The organism is Pseudomonas sp. 9AZ, assembly GCF_902506525.1.
Classification (GTDB): Bacteria; Pseudomonadota; Gammaproteobacteria; order Pseudomonadales; family Pseudomonadaceae; genus Aquipseudomonas; species Aquipseudomonas peli.
This window is the reverse complement of sequence record NZ_LR733840.1, coordinates 3,486,465-3,505,257: the sequence shown is the minus strand read 5'-3', so window position 1 is coordinate 3,505,257 and position 18,793 is coordinate 3,486,465. Positions and strand designations below refer to the sequence as shown.

The window sequence follows — 18,793 nt, the reverse complement described above, 5'->3', positions numbered from 1 at the left end:
TCGTCATCGAGTATCTTCCATGAGTTTCAGTCCGCTGATCCGCCACCTAATCGATTCCCTGCGCATTCTTCCCGGCGTTGGGCAGAAAACTGCTCAGCGTATGGCTTTGCAGATGCTTGAGCGGGATCGTTCGGGTGCACTGCGCTTGGCTCAGGCGCTTACGCAAGCGATGGAAGGGGTTGGGCATTGCAAGCAATGCCGGAGCCTAAGTGAAGATGACGTATGCCAGCTGTGCCTGGATCCGCGGCGCGATGACAGTCTGCTGTGCGTGGTTGAGGGGCCGATGGATGTTTATGCGGTTGAGCACACCGGGTTTCGCGGGCGCTACTTTGTGCTCAAGGGTCACCTGTCGCCGCTCGACGGTCTTGGTCCGGAGGCGATTGGTATCCCAGAGTTGCTAGCGCGGATCACTGCAGGCAGTTTCACCGAGGTGATTCTGGCAACTAATCCGACAGTGGAAGGCGAGGCCACGGCGCATTACATCGCCCAGCTGTTGGCAGGCAAAGGCCTGATTGCCTCGCGCATTGCCCATGGCATGCCGCTGGGCGGCGAACTGGAGTTAGTGGACGGTGGCACCCTGGCGCATTCGATTGCTGGGCGTAGGCCTATCCAGCTGTAGGTTCCTGGTGGCAGGCGGCTTGATTGCCCTTGCGCATGGCGTAATCCTCTTCTTGTAAACCAAGCAAGCGCTTGGTAATTTCCCTGAAACCTCAGTGGGAATACCTCATGTCTGTCTTCCAGGAATATTTCGATGAATCCCACCAGTTGGTGCGTGATTCTGTCAGGCGCTTTGTCGAGCGCGAAATTCTGCCGCACATCAATGATTGGGAAGAAGCCGAGGAGTTTCCTCGCGAGCTCTACCTCAAGGCGGGGGCTGCGGGGATTCTCGGTATTGGCTACCCGGAAACGTTTGGTGGCAGCCATGAGGGTGATGTCTTTGCCAAGGTCGCGGCCAGCGAGGAGTTGATGCGCTCAGGCTCTGGCGGCTTGGTGGCGGGGCTCGGGTCCCTGGATATTGGTTTGCCGCCTGTGGTGAAGTGGGCCAAGCCGGAGCTGCGCGAGCGCATCGTGCCGCAGGTCCTGGCCGGTGAAAAAATCATGGCGCTGGCGGTGACTGAGCCGTCCGGTGGCTCGGATGTGGCTAATCTGAAAACCCGTGCGGTACGGGATGGCGATTTCTACCGCGTTAGCGGCAGTAAAACCTTTATCACCAGCGGCGTGCGCGCGGATTACTACACGGTTGCCGTGCGCACCGGAGGTGATGGTTTTGGTGGTGTCAGCCTGTTGCTGGTGGAGAAGGGCACGCCTGGCTTCACCGTAGGGCGCAAGCTGAAGAAGATGGGCTGGTGGGCATCGGATACGGCGGAGTTGTTCTTCGATGATTGCAGGGTGCCGGTAGGCAATCTGATCGGCGCCGAGAACATGGGCTTTGCCTGCATCATGGCCAATTTCCAGAGCGAGCGGCTATCGCTGGCGATCATGGCCAATATGACGGCGCAGCTGGCACTTGAAGAGTCGATGAAGTGGGCCAAGGAGCGCGAGGCGTTCGGTAAACCTATTGGCAAGTTCCAGGTGCTCAAGCATCGTCTTGCGGAGATGGCGACCCAGCTTGAAGTGTCGCGCGACTTTACCTATCGGCAAGCGGCGAAGATGGCGGCAAGTAAAAGCGTGATCAAGGAGATATCCATGGCCAAGAATTTTGCCACTGATATTGCCGATCGACTGACCTACGATGCGGTGCAGATCATGGGGGGTATGGGGTATATGCGCGAAAGCCTGGTGGAGCGGCTTTACCGTGATAACCGCATTCTGTCGATTGGTGGTGGCTCGCGTGAAATCATGAACGAGATCATCAGCAAGCAGATGGGCTTATAGATAAGGCAGGTTTTACAACCGCCAGATAAAACAAACCCCGCGAGCGCGGGGTTTGTTTTAAAGCAGGACAGGGGCTTAGGCCACCTGTACCTCTTCAGCTTGCATACCTTTCTGACCGCGAGCGGCCACGTAGGTAACAGTCTGGCCTTCTTTCAGGCTTTTGAAACCGTCGCTTTGGATGGCTTTAAAGTGAACGAAGAGGTCATCGCCGCCATTAGTTGGGGTAATGAAGCCGAAGCCTTTCTCATCGTTGAACCATTTGACGGTGCCAGTTTCGCGATTTGCCATGGTGTGTCTCTTAATTCGATACGAAGTGCGGTGCCAGAGTGCTCATAGCACCTATGCGGTTTTGCTGATAACTACAAGTCAGCTCAGCCATAATAGGCCGTTTTCACAGGAAGTGTTGGGTTTAACGTTAATTATTCATATTTTTCTCAGCTCATACGCTGAAAAGTCGCCTTTAGCTTGGGCTGCAGGGCGTTTTGGCGTCTGCCTGATGTTGTTGCCGATAATGAGTTTTGGCCAGTTCTGCCTGCTTAAGCGCTAACTTGGCCCCGAGTAAAACGCCCCGGTGCTCTTGAAAAGCGTCGGGGCGTTTTTTTCGGGCTGCTGTCAGAGATTTTTTAGCTCTGCTATGCCGAGCTGCGCAAGCGAGCCAGGTCGCGCAATGGTGGCGCGCCGAACAGGCGGCTGTATTCGCGGCTGAACTGCGACGGGCTTTCATAGCCGACGCGGTAACTGGCTGAAGCCGCTTCCAGCCCTTCGCAGAGCATCAGACGCCGCGCTTCCTGCAGGCGTAATTGTTTTTGGTACTGCAGGGGGCTGAGGGCGGTGACGGCTTTGAAACGGTGGTGCAGGGTCGAGGTGCTGAGGTTGACCTCACGGGCCAGGTCCTCGATGCGCAGGGGCTGGTCGAAATGCAGGTTCAGCCATTCGATCGCACGGTTGATGCGCTGGCCCTGGCTGTCGGCGATGGCGATTTCGTGCAGGCGATGGCCCTGGGGGCTGTGCAACAGGCGGTAGAAAATCTCGCGCAGAGCCAGCGGTGCAAGCATGGCGATATCGCGCGGGGTTTCCAGCAGCCGTAGTAGGCGCAATACCGCGTCGAGCAATTGAGTATCCAGGCGATCCAGATACAGCGCCCGACGTGGCCCAGGATTAGGTACGCCGATGGGGCCGATGTCGGCGATCAGGCTGGTGATCAACGCCGGATCAATATCCAGGCGCAAGCTCAGGTAAGGCTGCTCGGGGGTTGCGCCTATCACCTGGCCGGTAACCGGCAGGGTGACGGAGGCCACCAGGTAGTTCAGCGGGTCGTAGGTGTACTGCTCAACGCCGAGGCGCACATCCTTGCGGCCCTGGGCAATGATGCATAGGCATGGCCGGTACAGCGTCGGTATGGGCAGGCTGGGCTGCGTCGCGCAGGCCAGATCGAGGCCGGCAATGGCGCTGCTATGCAAGCCATCAGCCGGGCACTGGCGCTGGATCAGCTCGGCCAGTTCGGCTTGGCGTAGCGCCAGGTTGTCGTCGAGGACTAAGGGGCTGAAGGACGATGTCATGGGCGTGGCTCCTGCTGCTGGCTTGCAGGTTATCCCGGTTTTTCAGGCAAGTCTGCGTTGTACGGAATGCGTTGCAGGATCAGGCAATAATTCACCAGAAATAGGCAATAAGCCCTTTTATACAGGCGAGCAATGCAAATCTGAACTGATCATATGTGCCGCAGGGTAATTTTTGCTGAATTTTGAGCGTTGCAGGTTTAGGCAATAATTCGCCAGAAATCGTCTAACCCTGAGCACGCCATCTGACGGAATCTGTTGCTGTCGCGGCAATCCTTGCCGCTTACCAGCAGAGGATTCGGCCATGTTTAATATCCAAGACAAAGTCATTCTGATCACCGGCGCCAGCAGCGGTATCGGCGAGGCCTGTGCGCGCTTGCTGGCCGAGAAGGGCGCGCGGCTGTTGCTCGGCGCACGGCGTACCGAGCGCCTGGAGCAGTTGGTCAGCGAAATCCGTGAGGCGGGCGGTAATGCGGATTACCGCCGCCTGGACGTAACCAGCCAGGCCGACACCCAGGCATTTGTCGACGCGGCCCTGGCGCAGTACGGCCGTGTTGATGTGCTGATCAACAACGCCGGAGTCATGCCGCTGTCGCGCCTTGATGTGCTGAAGGTCGATGAGTGGAACCGCATGATCGACGTGAATATCCGTGGCGTGCTGCACGGCATCGCCGCTGCGTTGCCGGTGATGCAGCGTCAGCGCAGCGGTCAGTTCGTCAATATCGCCTCCATCGGCGCCTACAGCGTGGTGCCGACCGGTGCGTTGTATTGCGCAACCAAGTATGCGGTGCGCGCCATCTCCGAAGGCTTGCGTCAGGAAGTGGGCGGCGATATTCGCGTGACCCTGGTATCGCCGGGCGTGGTCGAGTCGGAGCTGGCCGAGAGCATTTCCGATGAGTCGAGCCGTGAGGCAATGAAGGCGTTCCGCAAGGTCGCCATCACCCCGGACGCGATTGCCCGCGCTATTGCTTATGCGGTTGAACAGCCAGCGGATGTCGATGTCAGCGAGCTGATCGTGCGGCCGACTGCCAGTCCTTATTGAGCCAGTATCTCTGGAGAGCAAGCCGATGTTAAGTCATAGCGCCGTGCTGCATGCCAGGGCGGGACGAACCGAGCAGTTGGGGGTGTGCCTGCATGGCTTGGGTGAATCCATGCAAATCCTTCCCTGTTGCCTGGGTGTTGAGGTGCAGCAGCTGCCGGATGATGCGGCGCAGTGGCTGCTGCAGAGTCGCTGGCAATCGACAGCGGCGTTGCAGGCATTTTTCGCCGCGCCGCTGTTGCAGCAGGTGCTCGACCAGGCTTTGCAGCAAGGCCTGCTGCAAAGCCTGCAATGTCAGGCCGCTTGAACAGCAGAACGCCCCGGCACGCTAAGCGTGTCGGGGCGTTTTGTTGTAACGCAGGTTACTTGAGGTTGGCTTTCAGCGCTGCTGCGGCTTGCTGCATGGCGCTTTGCGTGCCGGGGATCTGACTGATCACATTGAGTAAGCCGAAGTCATGGATCATGCCGTTGTAACGTACGGAGGTGACGTTGACCCCCGCCGCATCCAGCTTGCGCGCATAGGCTTCACCTTCATCACGCAGTACGTCGAACTCGGCGGTTTGCACCAGGGCTGACGGCAAGCCTTTCAATTGCTCCACCGATGCCTGCAACGGCGCGGCGTAGATCTCGGCGCGCTGTTTCGGATCGGTGGTGTAGCTATCCCAGAACCACTGCATCAGGCTCTTGCTGAGGAAGTGACCGCCGGCGAACTGGTTATAGGAGGCGTTGTTGAAGTTGGCGTCGGTGACCGGCCACATCAGCAGCTGGAATTTGATCGCTGGGGTGCCTTTGTCTTTGGCCATCAGGCTGACGACTGCAGCCATATTGCCACCCACACTGTTGCCGGCCACTGCCAGACGCTTGCCGTCGACACCAATCTGCGCGCCGTTCTGCGCCACCCATTGGGTTGCGGCGTATGCCTGGTTGATCGCGGTCGGGTACTTGGCTTCCGGTGATGGGGTGTAATCGACATACACCGCCGCCGCGCCAGAGCCCACCACCAGGTCATGGATCAGGCGTTCGTGGGTCGGGTAGTCGCCAAGCACCCAGCCGCCACCGTGGAAGAACATAAACACCGGCAGCGTGCCGTTGGCATCGGCCGGACGCACAACTTTGAGCTGGATCAATTGGCCATCAACCTCAATGGTCTTGTCGACCACCTTGATGCCCGATACATCGACCTTGACCCCGGCCTGCGCGCCGACCAATACGGCGCGGGCCTCTTTCGGGCTCAGTTGTTCGAGGGGCTTGCCACCGCCAGCGGCGAGGGCATTGAGGAAACCTTGAGTATTGCGCTCCACCCCGGGGCTACCAGCGGCAAACGCGCTGTTGACGGCAAGGGCGAGTACGGCGATCGACAAACCTTGTTTGATGTTCATGTGCGGCCTCCTGGGGCGGGCCGCTGACTGGCAGCGGCCGGGTAGTGGGTAGTTTGGGCTTAGTCGAGCAGCGTCAGGGTGACGTCGATATTGCCGCGGGTAGCATTGGAGTAAGGGCAGACGATGTGCGCACGCTCGATCAGGGTCTGCGCTTGCTCACGGTCCATGCCCGGCAGGCTGATGCGCAGTTCGACTTCGATGCCGAAACCGTTGGGAATCGCGCCTATACCTACGACACCTTCAATCGAGGCGTCTGCTGGCATTGCCAGCTTGTCGCGGCCCGCGACGAACTTCATCGCGCCAATAAAGCAGGCCGAGTAGCCGGCAGCGAACAGCTGCTCAGGGTTAGTGCCCGCACCGCCGGCACCGCCAAGTTCTTTCGGGGTGGTCAGGGCGACGTCGAGTACGCCGTCGGAGGAGATGGCACGGCCGTCACGGCCGCCGGTGGCTTCTGCGTAGGCACGGTAAGCAATGGTTTGAATCGACATGGTGGTAATCCTCTAAAGTCAGTTTGGGTTGGTACGCGTTACAGGTGTTGCGGTATCTGTGGTTGATCAGCCGTCGTGGTTGATCAGCCATTCTGGGTACAGGCCTTTGCCATCCTGTTGCTGCTTGTGGCTGTGGTCCGCCAGTACGGCAGCGGAGAGCGTGATGGCGATGGTGAATGTGATCAGGGTTTGCATAACAGTTCTCCTCAAGCTGCTGGGTTGTTTGGTTGGTCAGTAATTCGTTTATTAGCACTAAAGTTTTGCGCGCTAAGTAGTCCGATGAAGTGAACTTTAGTGAACATTAATTTGGCGCGCAATATATATTTTTGAGCATTTTGCGATAAGCACTGCTTTGTTCAGGCATAAGCTAGGAGTGGCGGGCGGTTGCGCGATTTTTCGAGAGCTGCGGCAGGACGAAATTGTTGAGTGGAGCAAGGGAGTGACGGGTAAGAGTCCGCGATGTGGACGACGAGACTGGCGGCAAGCCTGTCGCCCAGGTGCTTACACGGCTTGTTGCAGACTGCTACGTAAGGCGACCAGCTCAGCCTTGAGGGCGCCAAGTTCAGCGGCGGATTGCTGGGTGGCGGTGAGGATGCAGCTGGGGATGCTTTTGGCCTGTTCGCGCAGGGCGCGGCCTTTATCGGTGAGGAACAGCTCGACCACACGCTCGTCAACACTGCTGCGGGTGCGCTTGAGCAGACCTTCGGCTTCCAGGCGTTTGAGCAGCGGGGTGACGGAACCTGGGTCGGTGAGCAGACGGCTGCTGATATCGCCCACGGTGATGCCATCGCCTTCCCAGAGCACCATCATCGCCAGGTATTGCGGATAAGTCAGGCCCAGCTCCTGCAGCAGGGGCTTGTAGACCTTGGTCAGCAGTAACGAGGTCGAATACAGGGCGAAGCACAGCTGGTTATCGAGCAGCAGTTCGGCGCAAGGGTCTTGCGTAGTCATGGCGTTCTCCAGCGGCACAGGACAGGTGCCGACAATTTATCGCGCCAACTACTGTTATGCCAATTGAATGCGCACGGTGTTCATCCAGCAAGGCAAACGTTATACGTAAAAAAGCCCCAGACACCTGCGGCGCTGGGGCTTGTGGGCTAGCCGGTTACTCCACGGCAGCCTGGACTTTCTTGCTTGAGCCTTTCGGCGCAAAGCGCGCGGCCAGACGCATGGAGGCTGTTACCATGCGTTGATAGAGTGCTGGCCATAGGCGCTGCATGCCATCCAGGGCGAAGGCGTCCGGGCCTATCAGGATGCGCCGCTTGTTCGCCAGTGCGCCGTTGATAATCACCTGGGCGGCTTTCTCCGGCGTGGTGCGTAGCAACTGGTCGTTGAACTGCTGACGGGCCTTGTCGGCATCCTGGCCGGTAACGCTGCTCAGGCTGGCGTTCATCCGCGCGGTCTTGGCGATGTTGGTCTTGATCCCGCCGGGGTGCACGCAGCTGGCCGATACGCCGCAATCGGCCATGTCCAGCTCCTGGCGCAGCGACTCAGTAAAGCCGCGCACAGCGAACTTGCTGGCGTTGTAGGCGCTCATGCCCGGTTGAGCGAACAGGCCGAACACGCTGGACACGTTGACGATATGGCCGCTGCCTGAGGCCTTGATATGCGGCAGGAAGGCCTTAGTACCGTTGACCACGCCCCAGAAGTTGATGTTCATGATCCACTCGTAGTCGGCGTAGTCGTTGCCTTCCACGGTGCCGCCCTGGGCTACTCCGGCGTTGTTGAAGATCGCGTTGACCCGGCCGAACTCGGCCACCACCTGGTCTGCCCAGGCATGCACGGCTTCACGGTCGGCAACGTTGACCAGGGTTTCGCTGACCTTGACCCCTAGCTTGCGCGCCTGGGCGGCGGTTTCCGCCAGGCCCTCGGCATTCACATCGGAGAGCGCGAGTTGGCAACCCTGGCGGGCCAGGCCGAAGGCCAGGGCGCGACCGATGCCGGAACCGGCGCCGGTGATGGCGGCTACCTTGTTTTCAAACGATTTCATGCGCTGGCCTCCTGGGCAGTCAACTGGATAGCGCTGTTCTGCGCCGGGTGTGCCGCGTGTCTACGGCTGAAATGATAGGCCGCTGGGTCAAAGTTGCGCGTCAGCAAGCGGAAACGCCAGGTAAAGCCCGGCCATACCGTGCAGTTGCGGCCGCTGACCGGGTGCAGGTACCAGCTGGTGCAGCCGCCGGCATTCCATACTGTGTTACCCAGGCTGCCTTGTAGCTTGCCGTTGAATTGGTCCTGCACGGCCTGCTTGACCTCAAGGCTCTGCAACTCTTGCTCACCCACCAGCTTGAGCGCACCGAGCACGTAATGGATCTGCGACTCGATCATATAGACCATCGAGTTGTGGCCCAGGCCGGTGTTCGGCCCCATCAGGAAGAACAGGTTGGGGAAGCCGGCGGTCAGGGTGCCTTTGTAGGCCTGCGGGCCTTCCGGCCAGGTATCGAGCAGATCAACGCCGCCACGGCCAAACACCACGCCGCGCGGTAGCGGATCGCTCGGGGTGAAGCCGGTGCCGAAGATGATCGCGTCGATCTCGCGCTCCTTGCCATCCACGGTGCGGATGCTGCCGCTGCGGATTTCCTCGATGCCATCGGTGATCAGGTCAACGTTGGGCTGGGTCAGCGCCGGGAAGTAATCGTTGGAGATCAGCACGCGCTTACAGCCCATCAGGTAATCCGGGGTGACCTTGGCGCGCAGTATCGGGTCCTTGATCTGCTTGTTGATGTACCACTTGCCGACTTTCTGCGCGAGGGTCATCACCTTGGGCAGCATGGCAAAGCCGATCACCCGGCTTTCCAGCAGGGCATAGATAGCGCCGCGCCAGAGTTTCTGCAGCAGCGGGAAGCGTTTGAAGCGATTGCGTTCCCGCTCGCTGATGGCGCGGTCCGGCTTGGGCATGATCCACGGTGCGGTGCGCTGGTACAGATCGAGCTGGCTGACCTGCTTCTGGATCTGCGGTACGAACTGAATCGACGAGGCGCCGGTGCCGATTACCGCAATGCGTTTGCCGGTAAGGTCATAGCTGTGGTCCCACTGCTGCGAGTGGAAGACCTTGCCGGTGAAGTCGCCCAGGCCCTTGAGCGCCGGAATCGATGGGGTGGACAACGCACCCATGCCCGAGACCACGAACTGCGCGGTATAGCTGTTGCCGGCGCTGTCGCTGATCTGCCACAGCTCCTGCTGCTCATCCCAGGCCAGGCGGGTGATTTCGGTGTTCAGCTGGGTGTGGTTCTGCAGGCGGTACTTGCTCCAGCAGCCTTCCAGGTAACCCTGGATTTCTGGCTGCTTGGCGAACATGCGCGTCCAGTTGGGGTTCTGCTCGAAGGAGAACGAATACAGGTGCGATTGCACGTCACAGCCGCAGCCCGGGTAGTTGTTCACCCGCCATGTGCCGCCGACGCCGGCTTCTTTTTCGAACAGCAGGAAGTCATGTTCGCCGGCCTGCTTCAGGCGGATAGCCATGCCCAGGCCGGAGAAGCCCGTACCGATAATGGCGACCTTGCAGTGGCGGGTGGCAGAAGGGGGTGAGACGGGTGCATTCATGGCCAAGCTCCTGTTATGTTTATTGCTGGCGTATACAGCTGTATACCAAGGTAGACAAATGTATACTCGCCAGCAAGCAGCATTCTCACAAGCCAACTTTTAGGTAGGGTTCGTCATGCAGGCAGACGCCAGCGAGCAGCAGCCAGCCGCAGAAAAAGCCACTGAGGCCCCCGGCAAGACCCTGTTACTGGAGGCCGCGTTACGTCTCACCTCAACCAGTCGCAGCCTCAGCAACCTGGGCTTGCGCGAGTTGGCGCGTGAGGCGGGGCTGAATCCCAATACCTTCTATAGGCACTTCAAGGATGTTGATGACCTGGGCCTGACGGTGATCCGACAAATCTCCACCCAGCTGCGCCAACCGCTGCGCGCCCTGCGTCGCGAAGCGGCCGAGCGAGCGGTGCAGTCGTCCCAGGCCAGCGCGCCGATGCTGTTTGGCATTGACCTGCAGCGCGGCCGGCGGGTGTGCCATGAAACCGTGCAGTTGTTCTTCGATTTCGTTGCGCAGAACCCTGAGGCGTTCATCATCGGGGTACGCGAACTGCATGGCGCCTCGGCCGTGCTGCGCGCGGCCCTGCAGGAAGTGATGGATGAATGCGGTGCGGACATGGCCGAGGACATCATCGCCTTCAAGCTGCTGCCGGACATGGTCAACCCGGCAGTGGTAAGGCAGGTGTCGAACCTGATCAGCCGCAACCTGTTCCAGCTGTCGCTGGACTACATCGGCCAACCCGAGCGGCAAGCGGCGATCTGCACGTTGGCTGAAGAGCAGATCGTTATGCTGTTTACCGGCGCTAGCGTGTTGCAAAGTCTGGGGCAGTTGAAGTTGCCGGTTGAGTAAACACGGCCGCAACTGAGGCGAGTCAATGCGGCGCCATCTATGGGCGCTATGCTAGGCCGGCATAGTGCTAACGCGCTGTTTCGTCGTTTGCCCCATTAAGGACCCTCTATGATTGAAGCCACCTGGATTGCCTTTGCCTTTTTTATGGGGCTGGTGGCGCGGGGGATTGGTCTGCCGCCGCTGGTGGGCTACCTGGGGGCTGGCTTTGCCCTGGCCGGCTTTGGCGAGCATATCGGGGTTGGCCCGCGTGACAGCGCAGCGTTGGATCACATCGCCCACCTGGGCGTGCTGCTGTTGCTGTTTACCGTGGGCCTCAAGCTGAAAATCGGCAACCTGGTGCGGCGTGAGGTGATCGGCGGCGGTCTGCTGCATTTCGCTATTTCCAGTCTGATCTTCCTCCCGGCGATTCTGTTGCTGCTGGAACTACCCTGGCAGCAGGGGTTGCTGCTGGCCATTGCCTTGTCGTTTTCCAGCACGGTGCTGGCGGCCAAGGTGCTAGAGGGCAAGCGCGAGCTGCGCGCCTTCCACGGGCGTGTGGCGATTGGTGTATTGATCATCCAGGACCTGATCGCCCTGGTGGTGATGAGCCTGGCCAGTGGCAAGGTGCCGTCGGCCTGGGCGCTGCTGCTGTTCGGTTTGCCACTGCTGCGGCCGTTGCTGTTTAAGCTGCTCGATGTCAGTGGTCACGAGGAGCTGATGGTGCTGCTCGGCCTGTTGCTGGCGCTGGTGCTGGGCGGTTACGGCTTCGAGCAACTGGGCCTGAGCTCCGAACTGGGTGCATTGGCCTTTGGTGCCATGCTGGCCAAACACAAGCGCGCCACCGAGCTGGCCAACTCGCTGTGGGGCATCAAGGAAATCTTTCTGGTCGGCTTCTTTCTGCAGATTGGCATTGGCGGCCTGCCGGATGCCGCTGCCTTGAAGTTTGCCCTGGTCATGGCCGTGCTGTTGCCGCTCAAGGGCGTGCTGTTCTTCTTTCTCTTTCTGCTGTTCCGCCTGCGCGCGCGCAGTGCCTTTCTCAGCAGCGTCAGCCTGACCAACTACAGCGAGTTCGGCCTGATCATGGCCAGCGTGGTACTGCCGGAGTGGATGATTCCCCTGGCGATTACCGTTGCGCTGTCTTTTGTGATTTCCGCGCCGCTCAACCGAGTTGTTCACCCGCTATACGAACGCCTGGCTAAACGTCTGACTGCCCTGGAGCGCAACATCCGTCACCCGGATGAACAGCCGGTTTCTCTCGGCCTTTCCCAGGTGCTGGTAATGGGCATGGGGCGTACCGGACGTGCAGCCTATGACTACTTGCAGGAGAAGGGTTATCAGGTGGTGGGCCTGGACTCCGACCCGGTGGTGATCGAGCAGAGTAACAAGGTGGGGCGTAGCGTGCTGTTTGCCGACGGTGAGGACCCGATGTTTTGGCAGCACCTGCAGATGCCCAACATCGACGCGGTGATCCTCGCGTTGAATGATGAAGAGGCCAAGGTGATTGCCACGCAGAAGCTGCGCGAGCGCGGCTTTAACGGGTTGGTGGTGTCCCACGCGCTGTATGAGGATATTGCCATGCGCATTCAGCAGGCCGGTGCCGACCGTACCTACCTGACCATGAGCGAGGCGGGTGCCGGTCTGGCCGAACATGTATTGCGCACGCTGAAAAGCCGTGCCGAGGCTGACGCGGATTAGCGGTCAACCTCGGCACGCTGGGCTTAGCTGAAGCCCAGACGCTGGCGCCAGCGTTTTTCCAGCGCTTTGCTGTCGTGGTCCAGCGGATGGAAGCCCGGGCGGTAGTAGTCCAGGTACGGCAGGATCAGTTTGGTCAAAAAGCCGTTGCGTGGGCCGAACAGGGTTTTCAGGCCTTTGCCCCAGCTGCGCCAGTTGAATAGTTGGCCGTCCTTGCGCAGCAGGTGCAGCTGGAACCAACCGATCACGCCGAAGAAGATCACGGTGGAAATCGCCATCATGCCAACGCGCGTGAAGTAGCCGCCGTAGACCTTCTGGTACACGTCGTAGCAGACCGCCTTGTGTTCGTTCTCTTCAATCGCGTGCCACATCCACAGTTGATAGAGCTTGGGGTCATTCATCTGGGTGGTCAGGTCTTCGCGTTGCAGCAGTTGCTCGGCCATGGTTGCGGTGAAGTGCTCCAAGGCACAGGTGGCAGCCAGGCGCTGCTTCTTGGTGGTGATCTTGGTCACCCACTCCAGCAGCACCTTGATGCGCAGTTCCAGCAGTTCCAGGTCGATATTGTGCTCGGCGGCGTAGTCGTTATAGGCCGCGTGCTCTTTCGAATGCATGGCTTCCTGGCCGATAAACGCGCTGATGTCCTTCTTCAGCTGCGGCTCGGTGACCTTCTCGCGCACGGCGCGCACGCTGTCGACAAAGAATTTCTCACCATAGGGAAACAGTGACGACAGATTGTTCATGAAGTGACTCATGAATGGGTCGCCGGCAAACCAGAACTTCTGGCTTTCATCGAAGGTGAAGTCCATGCGGCGTACGGGAAAGCTGGCGGTTGGGGTGCTGGTTTTGGCTGTCATAAGGGCGACTCCTCGGCATATTGATCGCGTTCGCGACCGCTCTTGTTTTAGGGCTTGGGACGACAGGCTGGGCTGTCTTGGGCCGTGATTAATCTTTAGCCGAGGGCGTTTTAGGCGCGAGGTCATTCCTGGCCAGGGCGGCTGGAATTGCGCCAACTTATGGATAGTTGTCGGACAGTTCGTCAGGCTCAGGCGCTTTAAGGGCGAGAGCGCGCAGGGAGAGGGGCGTGACGGGAATACGATTTATGCCAGTACTGCATCGCGCCAGGCCGGCGCGATGCAGTACTGATACTTGCGGTTTTGCAGCCGTGGGCCTCAGCGTTGTTGGCGCAGCTCGGCAACTTCCGTGCGCAGGGCGCGCAGTTCATCGAGTAGCAATTGCTCGGTGGGCGAGGGCGGAGCGAGTTTGGCTTCCTGCTCATGGGTGGTTTGCATGGCATTGACCACCACGGCGATAAACAGGTTGAGCATCATAAAGGTGGCAATCAGGATAAACGGCAGGAAATACATCCACGCCAGCGGGAACTGCTCCATCACCGGGCGCACGATACCCATCGACCAGCTTTCCAGGGTCATCACCTGGAACAAGGTATAGAGGCTGGCACCGAGGCTGCCGAACCACTCGGGGAAGGCCGCGCCGAACAGCTGAGTGGCCATCACCGCCGCCACGTAAAACACCAGGCCGAGCAGCATGGCGATGCTGCTCATGCCCGGCAGTGAGGACAGCAGGGCTTCGACCACCCGGCGCATGTTCGGGTTGATCGAAATCAGCCGCAGCACCCGCAACACGCGCAGCGCACGCAGCACGGCGAATGGACCGCTGGACGGCACCAGGGCTACGCCCACCACCAGGCAGTCAAATACCGCCCACGGATCGCGAAGCAAGCCCAGGCCGCGGGCGACAAAGCGCAGCGCCAGCTCCAGGATAAATACCGCGAGAATCAGCTGATCCAGCGTCAGCAGCAATTCGCCCCACTCGGCCATCAGGCCTGGGTAGGTCTGGATGCCGAGAATTGCGGCGTTGAGAATGATCAGGGCGGTGACCAGGCGGGTGATGGCTGTGCTTTCCATCAGCGCGCCGAGGCGCAGACGCCAATAAGTGGATGGCGGGTTCATGGGTGTTTCGTTCATGGTCTGTGGGGTTCTTGTGTAAGCGGTGAGCGAATCAGTTCGCGAGGGGCAGCCTGGCCTGGACATGCAGCGCTGCCGTCAGGGCCGTGGAGCAGAGTTATTGATCGGTGAGGGCGAAGCAGGTCAGGGCAAAGGTGGGGATACCGCTGTCCTGCAGTTTTTGCGAACCGCCCAGTTCGGGCAGGTCGATGATTGCGGCGGCTTCGATGATGCTTGCGCCCATGCGCCGCACCAGTTGTGCGGCGGCCAGCAGGGTGCCGCCAGTGGCGATCAGGTCATCGAAAATCAGCACCTTGTCGCCTTCGCAGAGGCTGTCGGCATGGACTTCCAGTTTGGCTTCGCCGTACTCGGTCTGGTAGCTCTCGCTTAGTACGTCTGCGGGCAGCTTGCCTTGCTTGCGGAACAGGATCAGTGGTTTGTTCAGCTCATAGGCGATGATCGAACCGATCAGAAAGCCGCGCGCATCCATGGCGCCGATATGGCTGAAATCCGCTTCGACGTAACGCTGGATAAAGCTGTCGGCCACCATGCGCAGGGCACGTGGCGACTGAAACAGCGGGGTGATATCGCGAAAAATCACGCCTGGCTTGGGGAAGTCCAGCACCGGGCGGATCAGGGTTTTGATAGTGAATTCGTCGAAGATCATCGGCTAGGTCCTCAGGGCGGGTCGATCAGCCCTCGAGGTTACCGCCGGCCAGGGCGCATAGCTCGATGGGGTCGAGGATATGCACTTCCTTGCCTTCGGCTTCGAGCAGCTTGTTCTGTTGGAAGCGGGTAAATACCCGCGATACGGTCTCCACCGCAAGGCCCAAATAGTTACCAATTTCGTTGCGCGACATGGCCAGGCGGAACTGATTGGCCGAGAAGCCGCGTGCGCGGAAGCGGGCCGAGAGGTTGACCAGGAACGTGGCGATGCGTTCATCGGCGGTTTTCTTCGAGAGCAACAGCATCATCTGCTGATCGTCGCGGATCTCCCGGCTCATGATGCGCATCAGCTGGCGGCGCAGTTGCGGCAGCTGCACCGACAGCTCGTCGAGGCGCTCGAAGGGGATTTCGCACACTGAGGTGGTTTCCAGAGCCATGGCCGAAACCGGGTACGCGTCACTGTCCATGCCGGACAGACCGACTAACTCGCTGGGCAGGTGGAAGCCGGTGATCTGTTCGTCGCCGCTGTCGCTCAGGCTGAAGGTTTTCAGTGCGCCGGAACGTACCGCGAACACCGAGTTGAAGGCATCACCCTGGCGGAACAGGAATTCGCCCTTTTTCAGCGGGCGGCCGCGTTTGACGATTTCGTCGAGCGCGTCCATGTCTTCCAGGTTCAGGGACAGCGGCAGGCACAGACTCGCCAGGCTGCAATCCTTGCAATGGGCTTGGTGTGGGGTATGCAACTTGATGCTTTCGGACATCGCTGGTGATCCTGAGGGTAAACACACAATAGCCGTAAGGTTACAGCAGGGTGCAGGCTAGGGCCACTAGGGCGCAGTCTGATCGAATGTTCAAGTTTTATCCGGTGCGGCCGATAAACCGGATTGGTTTCAATATCTGCAAGGAGCATTCGTATGCGTCTGGAATCGACTCAGTTGAGTACCCGCATGAACCTTACGCTGGAGCGTAAGAGCGCTGTGGCTGAGGGCGTTACAGAGAGTGGCGAGGCGGATAAGCAGGCGTTTCGCGACAGTCTACGGGTAAGCCTGTCAGAGCAGGGAAAGGCGCGCTCTGCTGCGGCACAGAAGAACCGCGATATTGATGAGAGCAGCCTGCCGGATGTGGTCAAGGATCTGCTCAAGAGAATCCGCGAGCTCAAGGCGCAGATCGAAGCGAAGAGAAACGAGCTGAAAGAGGTCATGCAGGACCAGAGCCTCGATCCCGAGGCCAAACGCATAAAGATCGAGACGCTGCAGGGCGAGCTGGCCTCGCTGCAGGGCGCGTTGAGCAGCGCCAATGCGACGCTGATCAAGACCCTGCGTGAGCAGGACCTCAGTGATCAGCAGATGCAGGAAGTGGCCAGCCTGATCATGAAATAACCCCCCGACTTTTTCGGTCCGCAGGCTGCTATATCACCCGGGAAAAACGCTGCTGGTTTAGCTCGCTAAGGTAGCGATCAAACAGCATGCACAGCGAGCGCACCAGCAGGCGGCCCGCTGGCCGTACCTCGATGCCTTGGGCATTCAGCTCGATCAACCCATCACTGGCCATCTGCTGCAGCTGCGGCCAGACCTCGGCGAAGTAATTGCGAAAATCGATGGCGTAGGCCTGCTCGATATCGGCAAAGCGCAGCTGAAAATGACAGATCAGCTGTTGAATCACCGCCCGGCGCACGCGGTCGTCGGCATCGCAGTGCAGGCCGCGCAGGGTGGCCAGTTCGCTGTGGCCAAGGCTGTCCTGGTATTTGCTCAGGTCGCTGTTGTTCTGGCAGTAAAGTTCGCCAATCTGGCTGATCGATGAAACACCCAGGCCAATCAGGTCGCAATGACCGTGGGTGGTGTAGCCCTGGAAGTTGCGTTGCAGGCTGCCATCTTCCTGGGCGCTGGCCAGTTCGTCGTCGGGCAGGGCGAAGTGATCCATGCCGATATAGCGGTAACCGGCGGCGCTCAGTTGCTCAATGCTGGCCTGCAGCATGGCCAGCTTGTCGCCAGGACTCGGCAGGTCGCTGGTGTTGATCCGCCGCTGCGGCATAAAGCGCTCCGGCAGGTGCGCATAGTTGAACAGCGACAGGCGATCAGGTTGCAGGGCAATCACCTCGGCCACGGTGCGGGCGAAGCGTTCGGGCGTTTGCAGCGGCAGGCCGTAGATCAGGTCGATGTTTACCGAGCGAAACTGCAGGGTGCGCGCGGCTTCGACGATGGCGCGGGTTTCCTCCAGGGTCTGCAAACGATTGACCGCGCGCTGTACAGCCGGATCGAGGTCTTGCACGCCCAGGCTGACGCGGTTGAAGCCCAGCTCACGAAGCAGGCCCATGGTCGACCAATCGGCTTCGCGCGGGTCGATCTCGATGCTGTAGTCGCCGCTATCGTCATCCAGCAGGTTGAAGTGCTGGCGCAGGTGGCTCATCAGGTGGCGCAGTTCATCGTGACTGAGAAAGGTCGGCGTGCCGCCGCCGAAGTGCAGCTGCTCGACTTTCTGCTGTGGGTCGAGGTGACGGCTGATGATCTCGATTTCGCGTTCGAGTTTTTCCAGATAGGGCTGGGCGCGGCCGCGATCCTTAGTGATTACCTTGTTGCAGGCGCAGTAGTAGCAAATGTGCGCGCAGAACGGGATGTGCACATACAGCGACAGCGGTCGCAGCGCTTTGCGGCTGTCACGCAGGGCGTGCAGCAGGTCGAACTGGCTGATGCGCTCATGGAACTGCACAGCCGTCGGATAGGATGTATAGCGCGGGCCTGCTTGGTCGTAGCGGCGGATTAGCGAGCTGTCCCACTGGATGGCGTTGAGCATGCGGGTATTCCCGGTTTGGCTTTCAATACCGGGCAGTCTATGAGCGGTGCGCCTGAGGTGTTTTGACTTGTATCAAGCGCCCGCTGATCGCTTAGTGGCCCATCAACCAGTGCTGGTGCGGTCCAGGCAGGGTCCACAGACCAAAAAGGATTACCAGAATGCCGCCGGCCATACGCACGCCCTGCTTGCGCAGCAGGGCGGTCAGGCGTTCGGCGGCCATGCCGGTGGCCAGCAGCACCGGCAGGGTGCCGAGACCAAAAGCAAACATCAGAGCAGCGCTGTCGACTGCATTACCTTGGCTGGCGGCCCACAGCAGGGTGCTGTAAACCAGGCCGCAGGGCAGCCAGCCCCACAGGCTGCCGAGTATCAAAGCGCGCGGTAGGCTGGTGACCGGCATAAAACGCCGAGTTAGCGGTTGGATATAGCGCCAGAGGCCTCGACCGAGGGCTTCGATACGGGTCAGGCCGCTCCACCAGCCGGCCAGGTACAGGCCCATGGCAATCAGCAGCAGTGCTGCAACCACCCGCAGGCCCATCACTAGCGGACTATTGGTCAGCGCCCAGCCCGCCAGCCCCAGCAGCAGACCGGCCAGGCTGTAACTGAAGATGCGCCCCAGGTTGTAGGCCAGCAGCAGCCGAAAGCGCTGTGCGCGCCGCTCGGGCGGAATGGCCAGGGTCAGCGCGCCCATCAGGCCGCCGCACATGCCTAGGCAGTGTCCGCCGCCGAGCAGGCCGAGGATCAGTGCTGAAACCAGCAGCGGCAGTAGCTCAAGCACCGGGCTTGTCCTGCGGCGAGTCTTTGAGCTGGTCTTGTTGCTGTTGGCTTACGGCTGCGGTGTGCTTGGGGTCTTCATCGTCGAACAGGATGCTGTGGGCCGGACCGTCGAGGTCGTCGTACTGACCGCTGTCCACCGCCCAGAAGAACAGCCAGATGGCAAAGCCCACCAGGGCAATGGCGACCGGGATCAGGATATAGAGGGCGGGCATG

General features: G+C 60.0%; 22 protein-coding genes. 7 read left to right on the top strand and 15 right to left on the bottom strand.

What is annotated here, in order from left to right; all coding sequences use genetic code 11:
• Positions 1-19 precede the first annotated feature (19 nt).
• Together recR and ALTER154_RS16380 are read left to right on the top strand one after the other, a co-directional pair.
• Complete coding sequence (recR, locus tag ALTER154_RS16385; RefSeq protein ID WP_160088588.1) at positions 20-619, top strand: recombination mediator RecR; 600 nt, start codon at positions 20-22, stop codon at positions 617-619.
• 107 nt (positions 620-726) lie between these two features.
• Entirely contained in the window at positions 727-1,875 is a 1,149-nt protein-coding gene (locus ALTER154_RS16380; RefSeq protein ID WP_160088586.1) for an acyl-CoA dehydrogenase family protein, read from the top strand.
• A gap of 75 nt (positions 1,876-1,950) precedes the next feature.
• Here ALTER154_RS16380 and ALTER154_RS16375 read toward each other — a convergent pair whose 3' ends face one another.
• Entirely contained in the window at positions 1,951-2,163 is a 213-nt protein-coding gene (locus tag ALTER154_RS16375) for a cold-shock protein (protein ID WP_069516724.1), read from the bottom strand.
• 344 nt (positions 2,164-2,507) lie between these two features.
• On the bottom strand, positions 2,508-3,434 hold the full coding sequence (locus ALTER154_RS16370; protein ID WP_160088584.1) for an AraC family transcriptional regulator: 927 nt from the start codon (positions 3,432-3,434) through the stop codon (positions 2,508-2,510).
• A 301-nt stretch (positions 3,435-3,735) separates the two neighbouring features.
• On the opposite strand from ALTER154_RS16370, the gene ALTER154_RS16365 reads away from it, so the two are divergent.
• On the top strand, positions 3,736-4,473 hold the full coding sequence (locus ALTER154_RS16365; protein ID WP_160088582.1) for an SDR family oxidoreductase: 738 nt from the start codon (positions 3,736-3,738) through the stop codon (positions 4,471-4,473).
• Between the two features lie 25 nt (positions 4,474-4,498).
• A complete protein-coding gene (locus ALTER154_RS16360; RefSeq protein WP_160088580.1) occupies positions 4,499-4,777 on the top strand; it encodes a putative quinol monooxygenase in 279 nt (92 codons plus the stop codon).
• 55 nt (positions 4,778-4,832) lie between these two features.
• Here ALTER154_RS16360 and ALTER154_RS16355 read toward each other — a convergent pair whose 3' ends face one another.
• From ALTER154_RS16355 to ALTER154_RS16335, 6 genes are all read right to left on the bottom strand, one after another.
• Positions 4,833-5,849 carry an alpha/beta hydrolase gene (locus ALTER154_RS16355; protein WP_160088578.1) on the bottom strand — a complete coding sequence of 339 codons (1,017 nt, stop codon included), beginning with the start codon at positions 5,847-5,849 and terminating at the stop codon, positions 4,833-4,835.
• A gap of 59 nt (positions 5,850-5,908) precedes the next feature.
• Positions 5,909-6,337, bottom strand: coding sequence for an organic hydroperoxide resistance protein (locus ALTER154_RS16350; protein ID WP_090256124.1), 429 nt, complete (start codon positions 6,335-6,337; stop codon positions 5,909-5,911).
• Between the two features lie 66 nt (positions 6,338-6,403).
• Entirely contained in the window at positions 6,404-6,532 is a 129-nt protein-coding gene (locus tag ALTER154_RS21060; RefSeq protein ID WP_256665650.1) for a hypothetical protein, read from the bottom strand.
• A gap of 306 nt (positions 6,533-6,838) precedes the next feature.
• A complete protein-coding gene (locus ALTER154_RS16345; RefSeq protein ID WP_160088576.1) occupies positions 6,839-7,288 on the bottom strand; it encodes a MarR family winged helix-turn-helix transcriptional regulator in 450 nt (149 codons plus the stop codon).
• 154 nt (positions 7,289-7,442) lie between these two features.
• The gene (locus tag ALTER154_RS16340; protein ID WP_160088574.1) at positions 7,443-8,327 is read right to left on the bottom strand and encodes an SDR family oxidoreductase; all 885 of its coding nucleotides are present in this window, start codon (positions 8,325-8,327) and stop codon (positions 7,443-7,445) included.
• Complete coding sequence (locus tag ALTER154_RS16335; RefSeq protein ID WP_160088572.1) at positions 8,324-9,877, bottom strand: NAD(P)/FAD-dependent oxidoreductase; 1,554 nt, start codon at positions 9,875-9,877, stop codon at positions 8,324-8,326. The genes ALTER154_RS16340 and ALTER154_RS16335 overlap by 4 nt, the downstream gene beginning before the upstream one ends.
• Before the next feature lie 115 nt (positions 9,878-9,992).
• Between ALTER154_RS16335 and ALTER154_RS16330 the strand changes: the two genes are divergently transcribed.
• Positions 9,993-10,715 (top strand): TetR family transcriptional regulator, encoded by a 723-nt coding sequence (locus tag ALTER154_RS16330; RefSeq protein WP_160088570.1) that lies wholly within the window; start codon positions 9,993-9,995, stop codon positions 10,713-10,715.
• Between the two features lie 108 nt (positions 10,716-10,823).
• Entirely contained in the window at positions 10,824-12,389 is a 1,566-nt protein-coding gene (locus tag ALTER154_RS16325) for a cation:proton antiporter family protein (RefSeq protein WP_160088568.1), read from the top strand.
• Positions 12,390-12,412: 23 nt separating this feature from the next.
• On the opposite strand, the gene ALTER154_RS16320 is transcribed toward ALTER154_RS16325, so the two are convergent.
• The 4 genes from ALTER154_RS16320 to fnr form a co-directional block, all read right to left on the bottom strand.
• Positions 12,413-13,240, bottom strand: a complete 828-nt coding sequence (locus ALTER154_RS16320) for a metal-dependent hydrolase (protein ID WP_090256130.1) — start codon at positions 13,238-13,240, stop codon at positions 12,413-12,415.
• Between the two features lie 315 nt (positions 13,241-13,555).
• Complete coding sequence (locus tag ALTER154_RS16315; RefSeq protein ID WP_160088566.1) at positions 13,556-14,371, bottom strand: ion transporter; 816 nt, start codon at positions 14,369-14,371, stop codon at positions 13,556-13,558.
• Positions 14,372-14,468: 97 nt separating this feature from the next.
• Positions 14,469-15,017, bottom strand: coding sequence for an adenine phosphoribosyltransferase (locus ALTER154_RS16310; RefSeq protein WP_160088564.1), 549 nt, complete (start codon positions 15,015-15,017; stop codon positions 14,469-14,471).
• 25 nt (positions 15,018-15,042) lie between these two features.
• Positions 15,043-15,777, bottom strand: a complete 735-nt coding sequence (gene fnr / locus ALTER154_RS16305) for a fumarate/nitrate reduction transcriptional regulator Fnr (protein WP_090256133.1) — start codon at positions 15,775-15,777, stop codon at positions 15,043-15,045.
• Positions 15,778-15,930: 153 nt separating this feature from the next.
• On the opposite strand from fnr, the gene ALTER154_RS16300 reads away from it, so the two are divergent.
• Positions 15,931-16,395 (top strand): hypothetical protein, encoded by a 465-nt coding sequence (locus ALTER154_RS16300; protein WP_256665649.1) that lies wholly within the window; start codon positions 15,931-15,933, stop codon positions 16,393-16,395.
• 28 nt (positions 16,396-16,423) lie between these two features.
• Here the strand turns inward: ALTER154_RS16300 and hemN are convergent, their stop codons facing one another.
• The 3 genes from hemN to ccoS form a co-directional block, all read right to left on the bottom strand.
• Positions 16,424-17,806, bottom strand: coding sequence for an oxygen-independent coproporphyrinogen III oxidase (gene hemN, locus ALTER154_RS16295; protein WP_090256135.1), 1,383 nt, complete (start codon positions 17,804-17,806; stop codon positions 16,424-16,426).
• Positions 17,807-17,897: 91 nt separating this feature from the next.
• Entirely contained in the window at positions 17,898-18,581 is a 684-nt protein-coding gene (locus tag ALTER154_RS16290; protein ID WP_160088562.1) for a sulfite exporter TauE/SafE family protein, read from the bottom strand.
• Positions 18,574-18,792, bottom strand: coding sequence for a cbb3-type cytochrome oxidase assembly protein CcoS (gene ccoS / locus ALTER154_RS16285; protein ID WP_160088560.1), 219 nt, complete (start codon positions 18,790-18,792; stop codon positions 18,574-18,576). The genes ALTER154_RS16290 and ccoS overlap by 8 nt, the downstream gene beginning before the upstream one ends.
• Between the last annotated feature and the right edge of the window lies 1 nt (position 18,793).

Bases quoted from the DNA above. Each gene is read 5' to 3' on its own strand.
- recR (WP_160088588.1), top strand. From the start codon at position 20: ATGAGTTTCAGTCCGCTGATCCGCCACCTAATCGATTCCCTGCGCATT.
- ALTER154_RS16380 (WP_160088586.1), top strand. From the start codon at position 727: ATGTCTGTCTTCCAGGAATATTTCGATGAATCCCACCAGTTGGTGCGT.
- ALTER154_RS16375 (WP_069516724.1), bottom strand. From the start codon at position 2,163: ATGGCAAATCGCGAAACTGGCACCGTCAAATGGTTCAACGATGAGAAA.
- ALTER154_RS16370 (WP_160088584.1), bottom strand. From the start codon at position 3,434: ATGACATCGTCCTTCAGCCCCTTAGTCCTCGACGACAACCTGGCGCTA.
- ALTER154_RS16365 (WP_160088582.1), top strand. From the start codon at position 3,736: ATGTTTAATATCCAAGACAAAGTCATTCTGATCACCGGCGCCAGCAGC.
- ALTER154_RS16360 (WP_160088580.1), top strand. From the start codon at position 4,499: ATGTTAAGTCATAGCGCCGTGCTGCATGCCAGGGCGGGACGAACCGAG.
- ALTER154_RS16355 (WP_160088578.1), bottom strand. From the start codon at position 5,849: ATGAACATCAAACAAGGTTTGTCGATCGCCGTACTCGCCCTTGCCGTC.
- ALTER154_RS16350 (WP_090256124.1), bottom strand. From the start codon at position 6,337: ATGTCGATTCAAACCATTGCTTACCGTGCCTACGCAGAAGCCACCGGC.
- ALTER154_RS21060 (WP_256665650.1), bottom strand. From the start codon at position 6,532: ATGCAAACCCTGATCACATTCACCATCGCCATCACGCTCTCCGCTGCC.
- ALTER154_RS16345 (WP_160088576.1), bottom strand. From the start codon at position 7,288: ATGACTACGCAAGACCCTTGCGCCGAACTGCTGCTCGATAACCAGCTG.
- ALTER154_RS16340 (WP_160088574.1), bottom strand. From the start codon at position 8,327: ATGAAATCGTTTGAAAACAAGGTAGCCGCCATCACCGGCGCCGGTTCC.
- ALTER154_RS16335 (WP_160088572.1), bottom strand. From the start codon at position 9,877: ATGAATGCACCCGTCTCACCCCCTTCTGCCACCCGCCACTGCAAGGTC.
- ALTER154_RS16330 (WP_160088570.1), top strand. From the start codon at position 9,993: ATGCAGGCAGACGCCAGCGAGCAGCAGCCAGCCGCAGAAAAAGCCACT.
- ALTER154_RS16325 (WP_160088568.1), top strand. From the start codon at position 10,824: ATGATTGAAGCCACCTGGATTGCCTTTGCCTTTTTTATGGGGCTGGTG.
- ALTER154_RS16320 (WP_090256130.1), bottom strand. From the start codon at position 13,240: ATGACAGCCAAAACCAGCACCCCAACCGCCAGCTTTCCCGTACGCCGC.
- ALTER154_RS16315 (WP_160088566.1), bottom strand. From the start codon at position 14,371: ATGAACGAAACACCCATGAACCCGCCATCCACTTATTGGCGTCTGCGC.
- ALTER154_RS16310 (WP_160088564.1), bottom strand. From the start codon at position 15,017: ATGATCTTCGACGAATTCACTATCAAAACCCTGATCCGCCCGGTGCTG.
- fnr (WP_090256133.1), bottom strand. From the start codon at position 15,777: ATGTCCGAAAGCATCAAGTTGCATACCCCACACCAAGCCCATTGCAAG.
- ALTER154_RS16300 (WP_256665649.1), top strand. From the start codon at position 15,931: ATGCGTCTGGAATCGACTCAGTTGAGTACCCGCATGAACCTTACGCTG.
- hemN (WP_090256135.1), bottom strand. From the start codon at position 17,806: ATGCTCAACGCCATCCAGTGGGACAGCTCGCTAATCCGCCGCTACGAC.
- ccoS (WP_160088560.1), bottom strand. From the start codon at position 18,792: ATGCCCGCCCTCTATATCCTGATCCCGGTCGCCATTGCCCTGGTGGGC.